Origin of the sequence: Streptomyces sp. NPDC050560 (genome assembly GCF_044457285.1) — a bacterium.
Classification (GTDB): domain Bacteria; phylum Actinomycetota; class Actinomycetes; order Streptomycetales; family Streptomycetaceae; genus Streptomyces.
The window spans coordinates 1019039-1032003 of the sequence record NZ_JBITGT010000001.1; the positions used below are offsets into that span (position 1 = coordinate 1019039).

Consider the following 12965-nt stretch of genomic DNA (forward strand, 5'->3'; position numbering starts at 1 on the left):
CGGTCACCGGGGCCGTGTGCGCCTCCGTTGCCGTCTTCTGCCGCCGTCTGCTGGGGGACTACGCCACCATGCTCAGGTATCTGCCGTTTCTGCTGGTCCTGGCGCTGTGGATCTACGCGTTCATCGACTGCCTGAACACACCGGAGGAAGAGGTACGGCACCTTCCCAAGGTGATCTGGATCATCGTCGTGCTGCTCTTCGGCGAAGTGCTCGTCGGGCCCGTGGCCTGGCTGGTCGCGGGGCGGCGGCGGGGCCCCGCGGTGGCGGCGGCCGGGCCGGGCCGCTCCACGGCGTGGGTGGCGCCCGACGACAACACCGAGTTTCTGACGTCCTTGTCCCAGCCGTCCCAGCCGTCCCAGCCGTCCCGGACGCCCCCCACGTCCCCGGAGGACGCGCCGCCCGTCCGGGACTCGGCACCCGACGAGGCCCTGCTGAAGGACTGGGAGGCCGACCTGCGCCGCCGCGAGGCGGAGCTGCGCAGGCGTGAGCAGCGCGAGGGCGGCGCCGCGGAGGACTGACGCCGCCCGCCGCCCCGCGCCGGGCGAGGGGGTGTCAGACCCTCGGGCTGCGGTCGTGGGACGGCTCGCGCCCCGGGGGCTGGGCGGGCGCGGGGCGCACCGTCCACTTCGGCAGCGCCCGCTTCTCGGGGCTCCCCGCGCTCAGCTCCACCTCCTCGCCGCAGTGCCACAGCACCACCGGGTCGCCTTCGAGCAGGGTGTACGTCACCGCCGCCGACCTGATCTCCACGCCGATACGGCGCCCGAAGATGTGCACCTTGAAGGCGAGCCTGCGCAGCCGCTCCGGCAGCTTCGGCGTGAACTCCAGGCGGTCGCCCCTGTGCCGCATGCCCCCGAAGCCGCAGACGAGCGCGAGCCAGGTCCCGGCGAGCGAGGCGATGTGCACCCCGTCCCTGGTGTTGTTCTCGCGGTCCTCCAGGTCGAGCAGCGCGGCCTCGACCGTGTAGTCGTACGCGAGCCGCAGATGCCCCACCTCGGCCGCGATCACCGCCTGCACACACGCGGAGAGCGAGGAGTCCCGCACCGTCAGCGGCTCGTAGTAGGCGAAGTTGCGCGCCTTCTGCGCCGCGTCGAACTTCTCCCCGCGCAGGAACATCGCGAGGACGAGGTCGGCCTGCTTGACGACCTGCTTGCGGTACAGGTCGAAGTACGGGTAGTGCAGCATCAGCGGGTAGTGGCCCGGCTCGGTGCCCGCGAAGTCCCACATCTTGTGGCGGGTGAAACCGGCGTGCTGCTCGTGCACGCCCAGCTCCTTGTCGTACGGCACGTGCATCGAGTCGGCCGCGTCCCGCCAGGCCGCGCTCTCCTCGTCGTCGACGCCGAGTTCCGTGGCACGCGCCGGGTGGCGCTCGACGACGTCGGCGGCGTGGTGCAGGTTGGCCTGCGCCATCAGGTTCGTGTACGTGTTGTCGTCCTGCGCGGCGCTGTACTCGTCGGGGCCCGTGACCCCGTCGACATGGAAGACGCCGTGGTGGTCGTGGTGGCCGAGGGAGCGCCACAGCCGCGCCGTCTCCACGAGGAGTTCCAGCGCGACGCCCCGCTCGAAGTCCTCGTCCCCGGTGGCCGCCACGTACCGTACGGCGGCGTCGGCGATGTCCGCGTTGACGTGGAAGGCGGCGGTCCCCGCGGGCCAGTACGCGGAGCACTCCGAGCCCTCGATGGTCCGCCAGGGGAACGCGGCGCCTTCGAGGCCGAGCTGGGCCGCCCGGTCGCGGGCGGCCGGCAGGGTGCTGTGCCGCCAGCGCAGCGCCTGCTCGACGGCGCCCGGCGCGGTGTAGGTCAGCAGCGGCAGCACAAAAGTCTCGCTGTCCCAGAACGAGTGCCCGTCGTAGCCGGACCCGGTGAGGCCCTTGGCGGGGATGGCCCGCTCCTCGGCCCGCGCGCCCGCCTGGAGGACGTGGAACAGCGCGAACCGCACCGCCTGCTGGATCTCCTCGTCCCCCTCGACCTCCACGTCGGCCCTGGCCCAGAAGTCGTCCAGGTACGCGCGCTGTTCTGCGACGAGCCCGTCCCAGCCGGTGCCGCGTGCCTGGGCGAGCGCCGCGTCGACCTGGTCGCGCACGCCGGGCAGGGAGCGGGTGGACGACCAGCCGTGGGCGACGTACTTGTCGACGGTCAGCGTCTCGCCGTGCGCGAGGTGCGCGGTCACGGTGACCCGGCCGACGTCGTCGCCGCTCTCGCTGCTCGTCCTGGTCGACTCGGGGCCGCTGACGTCGTGGTCGGCCGCGGCGCCCACCCGCAGCCCCGAGCGCCTGGTGCAGTGGACCAGGCGCAGCCTGACCCCGGCGGCGAAGTGCTCCTCGGCCTGGAGCGGCGACTCCAGGGCCACCGCGGCGCGCGGGTCGCCCGAGGTGGACGGCAACTGCTCGTTGGCCATCAGCTCCGACTGGACCACGAGCCGTACGTCGCCGTCGATCGCCTCGACCTCGTAGCGGACGGCGGCCACCGCGCGCTGGGTGAACGAGACCAGCCGCGTCGAGCGCACCCGCACCGTGCGCCCCGCGGGCGAGACCCAGTCGCAGGTCCTGCGCAGCACCCCGGCGCGCAGGTCGAGCGTCCGCTCGTGGGCGCTGACCCGGCCGTAGCGCAGGTCGAAGGGCTCGTCGTCGACGAGCAGCCGGAAGATCTTGCCGTTGGTGACGTTGATGACCGTCTGGCCGGACTCGGGGTAGCCGTACCCGGCCTCCGCGTACGGCAGCGGATGCAGCTCGTGGACGCCGTTGAGGTACGTGCCCGGCAGCCCGTGCGGCTCGCCCTCGTCCAGATTGCCGCGCCAGCCCACGTGCCCGTTGGACAGGGCGAAGACGGACTCGCTCTGCGGGAGCACGTCCAGGTTGAGGCCGCACTCGCGCAGCGTCCAGGGCTCGACGGTGTAGTTGGTGTGCGTGATCACTCGTCCGCCTCCTGCTCGGCCAGCTCGGACAGATCGCGCACCACGACGTCGGCGCCGTGCGCGCGCAGCGCGTCGGACTGGCCGACCCTGTCCACCCCGACGACGTAGCCGAAGTGGCCCGACCTGCCCGCGTCCATCCCGGCGAGCGCGTCCTCGAACACCGCGCAGTGCTCCGGCGCCACCCCGAGGTCGTGCGCCGCCGCGAGGAACGTGTCGGGGCGCGGCTTGCCCGGCAGCCGCCGCTCGGCGGCGACGACACCGTCGATCCGCACCTCGAACAGGTCCTCCGCGTTGACGGCGCGCAGGATGTCCCGGCAGTTCGCGCTCGACGACACCACGGCGGTGCGCAGTCCCCCGGCGCGGACCGCCCTCACATAGCGGAGCGTGCCGTCGTACGCCTCGACGCCCTCGGTGCGGATCTTCTCCAGGACCAGGTCGTTCTTGCGGTTGCCCAGGCCGTGGACGGTGGCGCGGTCCGGTGGGTCGTCGGGGCCGCCCTCGGGCAGCTCGATGTCCCGGGAGGCGAGGAAGGAGCGGACGCCGTCGGCGCGCGGCAGCCCGTCGACGTATCTGTCGTAGTCGGAGGAGTCGAAGGGCCTCGCGTTCTTGTCGCGCCCGAGGAGGAACGCGTCGAACATCTCCTTCCACGCCGCCGCGTGCACGACGGCGGTCCTGGTGATGACGCCGTCGAGGTCGAACAGACAGGCCCGGACATGGTCCGGCAGACCGAAAATCTTCATCGCACCCACCTTCCCCCGCGAGTGTCGCTCATATCTCGGCGGTGCGCCGGTCAGGTGTACATCGGCGGTCCTGGCGGCCACGGCCGGGGCCCCGGGAACACGGAAGGCGGCGGTGGAGCCGCCTCCGGGGGGGCTCCACCGCCGCGCGGGGGGCGGGGGTCACTCGTGGGCGCTGATGATGCCGCCGAAGCTGAGCACCATGTTGATGCCGTTGGCCACGCCACCGGCGTCGTGGCCGTTCGCGTCGAGGGTGCCCTTGACGGTGCCCTCCGAGTCCATGATCTGCGCGCGGTAGTGGTTCTGACCGGGCTCCTTGGTGACCTTGACCGTCCAGCCGCCCGCGACCTTGAACGTGCCGGGGCCCTGGTGGTCGTTGCCCGTCCAGGCGTGGATGTGGCCGTCGAGCGAGAGCACGATGTACATGGCGTTGGCGTCAAGACCGGCGTCGTGCCCGTCCGACTCCATCGAGGCGAGTTCCTCGCCGTCGCTGCTGATGATGTTGGCCAAGTAGTGCTGGGAGCCGACCTCGTAGATCTCGGCCTTGCTGCCGTCCGGCAGCGGCTCGGTGCGGATCGGGGACGACTTCTTGCCCGCGGTGTCGGGGGCGGACTTGCTGTCACCGGCCGGGGCGCCGTTGGTGGCGGCGTTGTCCGACTCCGGGGCACCGGACTTCGAGTCGCCGCTCCCGGAGCCACCCGACTTGCCCTCGCTGTTGGGCGACGCCGAGTGGGAGACCTGCTTTCCCGTGTCGGCTGAGGCGTCCTTGCTGCTGTCCTGGCAGGCGGTCAGCGAGAGGGCCGCGGAGGCGGCGACGGCCAGCAGGCCAGCGGAACGGACGATACGGCGGACGCGGCGCGTGGTCATGGTGAATCTCCTTACAGGTGTCTGGGCACGGCACCCCGTCTGCTCCCCGGGGTGCCTACCTGATCTGCTGTTCGGTACACCATGTGTGATCCACGTCAGGGCGGGAGTTGTTCACCGAATTTTGTCCGCGGTTGGTAACAACCCGCTCCGGCTCCCGCCCGCGGCGCACGTACGGAGGGGGTGTGACCCGGATACGCGGCAAAGAGGTGGCTCGGCTTCGGCAACCGCGACGTCATGCCGGGCACCCAGGAGGGCACCGTGTCGACCTGCTCGACCACCTCGGCCGGGGTGGCGGTCGGTTGGCGGCGCGGTGCCGAAGAACGATCGAGCAGACCGGCGTCGCCGTAGCGCCCCCAGCGGTTCACCCCTTTCGGCGCACATGCCCGCGAGATCGCGTCGATCGGTGAATGAGCCATGCTCCGGCGGTGGCGCCGGTAGCGCTGAGCAACAGCGCGAGGAAGGCGAGCCGGAAACCGTCGCTCGGTGCCGATTGCCGTGTGGCGATGAGAACGGCGCAGATGGCTCCTCCGAGTGAGCCGCCGATCCGTTGAAGGATGTTGATCTGGGTGATGGCATCCGGAAGCTGTGTGACCGTGACGGCCCTGTAGGCCGTGACCCCGGCCGGCATGGCGACGAGGCTCACTGCGGCGCCGTAGGCGATGAGCAGAGGCTGGATCACCATCATCGGCGTATCGAGCGGAAGAAGTGTCAGCGGGGCGGTGGTCGTCATGGCCAGCAGGCCGCCCGTGAGCGCTGCCCGGCTCGGGCCGTGCCGATCGATCCATCGGCCTGTCAGCGGTGCGGCGGCCGCGGTGGCACCAGCGACCCCGAGGATGCTGATCCCTGCGCGCAAGGGGTCTTGGCCTCTGCCGAGTTGGAAGTACAGGGCGTGTACGACCCCGCTTCCGAAAACCAGACCGCCGGAAAAGAAGGCGGTCACGGACCCGGCTCGAAACGCCGGTTGCTGGTAGAGGGTGAGGTTCAGTAGCGGGTGGTCAGTTGCTCGCGATGTGGTCACGAAGGCGGTGAGTGCGGCCACGGCCAGTCCGGCGGCGACAAGAGTGTCGGTCGTCAGCGCGCCGGAGTCTCCCCATCGGGTGATGGCGAACACCAGCGCCGGCAGGCCGACGCTGATGAGCACGAGACCGCTGCGGTGCAGTGTGCCCGCCGGGGCCGGTGCTCCGCGGGGGACGAGCCTGCCGCCCAGCAGCAGTCCGGCCGTGCCGATCGGGACGTTGACCAGGAACAGCCACGGCCAGGGAAGTGCGTGCAGGATGAGCCCGCCGAGAAGCGAGCCCATGGCGGGAGCCGCGCTCACCGCGATGCCCAAGGTGCCCATCACCCGCCCGAGACGCTCAGGCCCGACTCTTTGGCCAAGGATCGTCTGGCCTGTGGGTATCAGGACGCCGCCGGCGAGTCCCTGGACCACCCGTGCGGCGATCAGCAGCTCGACGGTGGGCGCGACGGCGCACGCGAGGGAGGCCACGGTGAATCCCGCGAGGGACACGAGCCAGATCCGCCCGCTGCCGTACTGACGGGCCAGCCATCCGGCGAGCGGCAGGGACACGGCCAGGGCCAGGAGGTATGCGCTGGTCACCCATTGCGTGATGGACAGCGATGCGTGCAGATCGTGATTGATCGAAGCCAGTCCGACGTTGACGATCGAGGCGTCCAGGCCGCTGGCGAACGCGCCGAGCACGATCACCCAGCACAGTTGCCACGTCCGGTGATCGATCCGGTCGGCCGTACCTGCGGACCGGGGCATGGAGGTCGTCACGGTTCACGCCGTGAGCGGAGCGGCCGGAGGGCGCCTGCCCAGTCCACGACCTCGTCGAGCATGCGACGCAGGACCGCGTCGTGGTGAGCGCCGGGCCCGAGCACCCCCGGCTCCGTCATGTCGGGAAGGTCGAAGTCCGTGAAAAGGCTCAGCGCGACCTGACTGCGCACGCAGGCGACCTTGACCTCGGCCAGTGTCAGCCGTAGGTGCTCGACCGCACGGACACCCCCGTGGAGGCCGTAGCTGACGAACCCGGCCGCTTTGTCGTTCCACTCGGCGAAGAGGAAGTCGATGGCGTTCTTCAGGCTGGCGGGCATCGAGTGGTTGTACTCGGGCGTGACGAAGATGAAACCGTCGAAGGGGTCGATCTGGCGAGCCCACCGGTGCGTATGCATCGCGGAATAATCGCCGATCGCGGCGGGCAGCGGCTCGTCCAGCAGGGGCAGATCGAACTCGGCGAGGTCTACCAGCTCGACCTGCGCGCGCCCGCTCAGGTGAGCGTCGGCCTGAGCCTGCGTCCACTCGGCGACGATCCGGGATCGGCGCTTCGGCCGGGTGGTGCCGGCGACAACAGCGATGCGGAGCGGTGGGTCTTGCGTGTGGTCATCCATACCTCGAAAGTACAACGCTCATTGCACCAAGTACAATGGACAGTGCACTGGAGGATTCGGGAGGCGCGACGCATGGGTGGCGACAAGCAGCGGGCACTCCTTGACGGCGCACTACGTGTGTTCGCGCGCGACGGCTACAGCCGGGCGAGTGTGCAGACGCTGGCGGCCGAAGCCGGGGTATCCACGCGGACGATCTACAACCAGTACGGGAACAAGGAGTCACTCTTCCGAGCCGTCATCCTGGACAGCGCCAACCGCGTGGCCGAACGCGAGATCGCCCAGGCCGACCGACTGCTCGGCCGCATCGCCGACCTCCACCGCGACCTCGTCACCTTCGGCGTCGCCTGGGCCACTCCGGACCCGGCGGCAGAGACACACTTCGCGATGGTGCGCCAGATCAATGCCGACGCCCAGCACATCGACCCGGCCGTTCTCGCAGCGTGGCGCCGAGCCGGCCCCGAACGCGTCCGCACTGCCATTGCCGGCCACCTGCGCCACCACGCCGAGCAAGGTCTCCTCAGGATTCAAGACGAACAGATCGCCGCCATGCACCTCGTCCAGCTCACGGCAGGCACAGTCAACGCGACAGGCCCGACGGCTGACGTTCAGAGACTCGTGCGCGCGGGGGTAGACGTGTTCCTGGCCGCCTACGGACACTGACGATCCAAACCGTTCGCCACCAAGGGGCCATCCCGGCACACCAGATGCTCGGGCCCCGAGACCTGACGCGATCAGCCATGGACAGCAAAGACCAGGCACGTCAACAACGTCAGACCCAGCCGTGCAGGGCCAGGGGGCCCGTGGCGTCGAGGTAGCCGTAGAGGCCCGCCGCCGGGTAGTCGATGAGGTCGTGCGGCAGGTCGTGCACGGTGAACCAGCGCAGGGCGAGGCACTTGTCCGGCTCCCGGTCGACCGGGGTGCACTCCCACTCGGTGGCCTCGAAGAAGAACCCGATGCGCCCCGCGCCCTCGCACGATGACAGGGGTGTCGATGACGGGTTGTGCCGGTTGGCGGCGGGCGGCGGTCACCTCGCCCGTTCCGCCGTCACATCGTCGCGCCAGGCGGCGAGGCGGGCGTCGAGGGGGCCTGTGCCGTCCAGGACGTGGCGGGTGAACGCGGCGCGCTCGTGGGCGAGTACGGCCGCCTCCCACACGCAGGGGGCGAGGCCCGTACGGCCCGGGCGGAGCCCGGCGGGGTCGCCCGCGGGGCCGGTGAAGACGGCGAGGTCGGACATGTAGCCCTCGATCCAGGTGTGCACGAGGACGTAGTCACCGTCGCCCCCGGCGTGGACGAGCAGCACGGCGAGCCCGAGGGAGCCCCGCAGCGCCGCCGAGGACAGATGGGCCCCGGCGACCCTCAGCGCGGCGTCGAGGCCACCGTCCGTGACGGCACGGCCCGGGGCCTCGATCGCGTACGGCTTCACCAGGTGCCCGGCCACCGTACGGGCGCCGAACGGCCGTACCGCACGGGCGTGGTAGCCGTCCGCGAGCGCGAGCAGCGCGTCGGGTACGACGGCGGCCGGGTGCTGCCCGAGGGAAGATCGTCCAGGGTCGGTCATGCCCCCATCATGCACGGGCGTCGGAAAGAGAGTTGCGCACCGCCCCCGCGGCCCCGGCAGGTCGAGGACGAGCCAGCCACGAGCCGCACCCCGCACCCCGGGCGACGGCGGTCGTGAAGCGCGGTTGAAACGACACCGAGCCTCGCCCCGAGGCCACCTTCCACACCGACGGGGCGGGACCAGGGGGTCCGCGCAACGGGACGCGGCCGGTACAGGACGGGGCCGGAACCGGGCAGGGTCGACCGGAACCGGACAGGGTCCAAGGGCCGCCCGGCGGCTCAGGCGGCCGCGCGTTCTGCGGTGGCCCTGCGGCGCAGTGCGGGCCGCTGCACGGCAGGGGTGTCGTAGGCCATGTCGAGGCGGCCGGTGTCGGTGCCGGGGGGCGCGATGGCGTCGATCCGGTCGAGGGTCTCGTCGCTCAGGGTGGTGTCCGCGCCCGCCAGCAGGTCGTCCAGGTGCGCCAGGGTGCGGGGGCCGATGATCGCGGCGGTGACACCGGGGTGCGCGATCGCGAAGGCCATCGCCAGATGGGTGAGGGAGAGACCGGCCTCCTCGGCGACGGGCACCAGGCGTTCGACCGCGTCGAGCCTGCGCTCGTCGGCGAGGTGCCCGAACCCGTGCCGGGCGCGCATGCTGTCGGGCGCCGGGCGGCCCTTGCGGTAGCGGCCGGTCAGCATCCCCTGGGCGAGCGGGCTCCAGACCAGGGTGCCGATGCCGTAGCGCTCGCAGACCGGCAGCACCTCGCGCTCGATGCCGCGGTCGAGGATCGAGTACGGCGGCTGCTCGGTGCGGAAGCGTTCGAGGCCGCGCCGCTCGGCGGCCCACTGCGCCTCGACGATCTCCGAGGCGGGGAGCGACGAGCCGCCGATCGCGCGGACCTTGCCCGCGCGCACCAGGTCGGTGAGGGCGGACAGGGTCTCCTCGACGTCGGTGTCCGGGTCGGGCCTGTGGATCTGGAACACGTCGATGTAGTCGGTCCCGAGGCGGCGCAGCGCGTCGTCGACCGCGCGCACCAGCAGCCGCCGGGACGCGCCGCTCGCGTTGGGGTCGGTGCTGCCGGGGCCGCCGGGACCGCTGCCCATGCCGAGCCCCGCCTTGGTGGCCAGCACCACCCTGTCCCTGCGGCCCTTGAGCGCCCTGCCGACGATCTCCTCCGACTCCCCTGACGAGTAGACGTCGGCGGTGTCGACGAAGTTGACGCCCGCGTCCAGCGCCCGGTGGATGACGCGGACGGCCTCGTCCTGGTCCGGATTGCCCACGGCCCCGAACATCATGGCGCCCAGGCAGTACGGGCTGACCTTGATACCGGTGCGCCCCAGTGTGCGGTACTTCATGGTTCTCCTCGGTGGCTCGGCGTGGACGGCACCCGCGCGCCGTGTCGGTACGCGGTCGGCCCACGCCAGGTAAGCGGAACCTTGTTCCACAACGACGATACGGAACGACGTGCCGCTTAGCAAGCACAAAGCCGCGCCGCCCGGCGTGTGGAGCGGGCGGCGCGGCTTCGCGAGGAGTGGTCCCGTTACATCCCGGAGTACGAGTGCTTGCCGGTCACGAAGATGTTGACCCCGTAGTAGTTGAACAGCCAGCAGGCGAAGGCGATCAGCGCCAGATAGGCGGCCTTGCGGCCCTTCCAGCCCGCGGTGGCGCGGGCGTGCAGGTAGCAGGCGTAGGCGACCCAGGTGATGAAGGACCAGGTCTCCTTCGGGTCCCACTCCCAGTAGTGGCCCCAGGCGTCACCGGCCCAGATCGCGCCCGCGACGATGGTGAACGTCCACAGCGGGAAGACCGCCGCGTTGATCCGGTACGAGAGCTTGTCCAGGGAGGCCGCGGCGGGCAGCCGCTCCAGCACGGACGAGGCGAAGCTGCCGGGGGTGCCGCCGCCCGCGAGCTTGTTCTCGTAGGAGTCGCGGAAGAGGTAGAGCAGGGTGGCGACGGCGCCGACGTAGAGGCAGGCGCCGCAGAAGATCGCCGTCGAGACGTGAATCCACAGCCAGTACGAGTGCAGGGCCGGGACGAGCTGGTCGCTCGCGGTGTAGAAGACGGTGACGGCGAGCCCGAGGTCGAGCAGGACCGTGAGGACCAGCGGCAGCCCGAGCCACCTGACGTTCTTCTTCAGCGCCAACAGCACCGCGTACACGGTGACGGCCACCGTGGAGAAGGTGATGCTGAACTCGTACATGTTGCCCCAGGGGGCGCGCTGCACGGAGAGGGCGCGGGTGAGGACGCCGCCCGCCTCGACGGCCACCGCGAGCACCATGAAGGCGACGGCGATACGGCCGTAGAGGTCGCCCTTCTCGTCGCCGCCGTGGGCGCCGGGGCCGTCGGGGACATCACGGGCACCGGCGGCGGAGCGGGTGATGACCTTGGGCCGCTCCAGTACGGCGGTGCCGCCGCCCTGCTGCCTGACCGTCACCTCGGGGGCCTTCGCGACGGCGGCCGCGTCCGCGGTCAGCGCGGCGGCGGTGCGGCCCACCCGGCTGCGGCTGCCGAACACCCACTCGGCCATGAACGCGAAGAAGGCCAGCAGGTACACGGCCATCGAGGAGTAGATCAGCACGTTGCTGACGTGCGCGAGGTTCTCGTTGGTTGCGGCGGCGAGATTCACTTCTCAGCCCCTTCGGCGGATGCGAGGTGGGGGTCGTTGGCGTGGGACGGCGCGTGCGGTGGGGCTTGCTGGTCCTGCTCGTCGGGCTCGTCTTGCTCGTCAGGCTTGCCTTGCCCGTCAGGCTTATCGGGCTTATCGGTTTTGCCGGTCTTGTCCCGGTCGTCCTCCCGGGCGGCCGCCGTGGGGGCCCTGTCGTGGACGAGGGCCGCCAGGTCGCCGAGTTCCTGGGGGAGCCGCGCCGACTCACTGCGGCCGAGGCCCGCCATCTCGACGAGGGTGAGCCCGTCGGCGCCCCGCACCGCGCGCACCCACACCCGGCGCCGCTGGATGAACAGCGAGCCCGCGAGACCCAGGATGGCCGCGATCGCCCCGCCGAGCGCCCAGTACTCCCCCGGCTGCTGGGAGATCTGGAAGCTCGCCCACTCCTGGAGGTGCTTGCCGAAGGTGATGGACCCGGCGCCGTTCGGCAGCTTCATGGTCTCGCCCGGCAGCAGCCGCTGCTTGAGCAGCGCGCCCTTGGCGTCCTTGAACTGCTTCAGGTGGGAGGTGTCGAGCTGGTACACGTTCTGCGGCAGGCCCGCGTCGACGCCGAGGCTGCCGTGGTACGCGGAGAGCGCGAGCACGGGGAAGTCGGGCGCGGGGAACTGGGAGAACATGGTGCCCTGTCCTGAACCGGCGAAGGTCGGCACGAAGAACGCGTTGAAGCCGAGCTGCTCCTTCTTGCCGTCCGCGTCCGTGTAGCCGTCCATGACCTTGATGGCGCCGGTGGAGGTCTGGTTGTTGTCGATGGGCAGCAGCGGCACCGCCGCCCGGTAGACGACCTTGCCCCTGCCGTTTCTGACGGTGACCTCGGGGGCGTAGCCGTGGCCGGTGAGGAAGACCTTGGAGCCGTCGATGTCCAGCGGCTTGTTGACCTCGACCCTGGCCCGCTGCGACGTGCCGTCGGCGCCCTTGCTGTAGTCGATGTCGGCGTAGTACGTGCGGGGGGTGCCGCGGTTGGGCCCCGTGCGCTCGTAGGTGCCGACGAAGTTCTTGAGGGTGAAGCTGAACGGGGGCAGCTCGTCGACGTCGAAGAGGTTGCCGGACTTGAAGTCGTCGTACTGGGTGAGGGTGTTGGCGAAGCCGTCGCCCTCCAGGACCAGCTTGCCGCCCTCGGACTTCAGCAGTTGCCCGGTGGCGAAGGCGATCAACATCACGATGAGGGCGACGTGGAAGGCCAGGTTCCCGGCCTCCCTGAGGTAGCCCTTCTCGGCCGCGACGGCCGGGCCGACGGTGTGCGCGCGGTAGCGGCGGCGGCGCAGCACGCTCAGCGCGGCCTCCCTGACCTCCTCGGGGGCGGCCTCGGTGCGCCAGGTGGTGTGCGCGGGCAGCCTGGTCAGATGGCGGGGCGCGCCCGGCGGGCGGCCGCGGAGCTGGCCGACGAACTGCCAGGTGCGCGGGACGATGCAGCCGATGAGGGAGACGAAGAGCAGGATGTAGATCGCGGAGAACCACACCGAGCTGTACACGTGGAACAGGCCGAGCTTGTCGTAGAGGGGCGCGAGGCTGGTGTGCGCCTTGCGGAAGTCCGCGACCTTCAGCTCGTCGCTGCTCTGCGGGATCAGCGAGCCCGGGATGGCGGCGAGGGACAGCAGGAGCAGCAGGAGCAGCGCCACCCGCATCGACGTGAGCTGCCGCCAGAACCAGCGCAGCCAGCCGACGACGCCGAGCGAGGGCAGGTTCGGCGCGGTGTCCTCGCGGGGCGCGGTGGACAACTGGGCGCCGGCCGCGCCCAGGTCCTCGTCTCCGGGCGCGGGGGCGCCGCCCGTCGCGCCGGGCTCCGCGGCGCGTTCCTCGGTGACGGTTCCCGCTCCGTCGCCCTCGCCTTCGGCGGAGCCGCTTGTCGTGGACTTGCTCATGG

11 protein-coding genes are annotated in these 12965 nt (G+C 71.1%); 2 read left to right on the forward strand and 9 right to left on the reverse strand.

All coding sequences use genetic code 11. From position 1 onward, the window contains the following. Window positions 1-68 precede the first annotated feature (68 nt). Entirely contained in the window at window positions 69-518 is a 450-nt protein-coding gene (locus ACIBIW_RS04395; RefSeq protein WP_399331931.1) for a PLD nuclease N-terminal domain-containing protein, read from the forward strand. Between the two features lie 34 nt (window positions 519-552). On the opposite strand, the gene ACIBIW_RS04400 is transcribed toward ACIBIW_RS04395, so the two are convergent. From ACIBIW_RS04400 to ACIBIW_RS04420, 5 genes are all read right to left on the reverse strand, one after another. Then, window positions 553-2910, reverse strand: a complete 2358-nt coding sequence (locus tag ACIBIW_RS04400; protein ID WP_399331740.1) for a glycoside hydrolase family 65 protein — start codon at window positions 2908-2910, stop codon at window positions 553-555. After that, the gene (locus ACIBIW_RS04405; protein WP_399331742.1) at window positions 2907-3650 is read right to left on the reverse strand and encodes an HAD family hydrolase; all 744 of its coding nucleotides are present in this window, start codon (window positions 3648-3650) and stop codon (window positions 2907-2909) included. Before ACIBIW_RS04405 ends, ACIBIW_RS04400 begins: the two co-directional genes overlap by 4 nt. Before the next feature lie 159 nt (window positions 3651-3809). Beyond that, window positions 3810-4514, reverse strand: coding sequence for a hypothetical protein (locus ACIBIW_RS04410; protein ID WP_399331744.1), 705 nt, complete (start codon window positions 4512-4514; stop codon window positions 3810-3812). Window positions 4515-4875: 361 nt separating this feature from the next. Then, entirely contained in the window at window positions 4876-6291 is a 1416-nt protein-coding gene (locus ACIBIW_RS04415; RefSeq protein ID WP_399331746.1) for a DHA2 family efflux MFS transporter permease subunit, read from the reverse strand. After that, window positions 6288-6902, reverse strand: a complete 615-nt coding sequence (locus ACIBIW_RS04420; protein ID WP_399331748.1) for an NADPH-dependent FMN reductase — start codon at window positions 6900-6902, stop codon at window positions 6288-6290. Before ACIBIW_RS04420 ends, ACIBIW_RS04415 begins: the two co-directional genes overlap by 4 nt. Window positions 6903-6974: 72 nt before the next feature. On the opposite strand from ACIBIW_RS04420, the gene ACIBIW_RS04425 reads away from it, so the two are divergent. Beyond that, window positions 6975-7562: a TetR/AcrR family transcriptional regulator gene (locus ACIBIW_RS04425; RefSeq protein ID WP_399331750.1), complete on the forward strand. Its 588-nt coding sequence runs from the start codon at window positions 6975-6977 to the stop codon at window positions 7560-7562. Between the two features lie 364 nt (window positions 7563-7926). Here the strand turns inward: ACIBIW_RS04425 and ACIBIW_RS04430 are convergent, their stop codons facing one another. From ACIBIW_RS04430 to ACIBIW_RS04445, 4 genes are all read right to left on the reverse strand, one after another. Next, window positions 7927-8460 (reverse strand): hypothetical protein, encoded by a 534-nt coding sequence (locus ACIBIW_RS04430; RefSeq protein WP_399331752.1) that lies wholly within the window; start codon window positions 8458-8460, stop codon window positions 7927-7929. A 278-nt stretch (window positions 8461-8738) separates the two neighbouring features. Continuing rightward, window positions 8739-9794, reverse strand: a complete 1056-nt coding sequence (locus ACIBIW_RS04435; RefSeq protein WP_399331754.1) for an aldo/keto reductase — start codon at window positions 9792-9794, stop codon at window positions 8739-8741. A 185-nt stretch (window positions 9795-9979) separates the two neighbouring features. Beyond that, the gene (gene ccsB, locus ACIBIW_RS04440; protein WP_399331756.1) at window positions 9980-11065 is read right to left on the reverse strand and encodes a c-type cytochrome biogenesis protein CcsB; all 1086 of its coding nucleotides are present in this window, start codon (window positions 11063-11065) and stop codon (window positions 9980-9982) included. Continuing rightward, window positions 11062-12963 (reverse strand): cytochrome c biogenesis protein ResB, encoded by a 1902-nt coding sequence (locus ACIBIW_RS04445; RefSeq protein ID WP_399331758.1) that lies wholly within the window; start codon window positions 12961-12963, stop codon window positions 11062-11064. The genes ccsB and ACIBIW_RS04445 overlap by 4 nt, the downstream gene beginning before the upstream one ends. Window positions 12964-12965 lie beyond the last annotated feature (2 nt).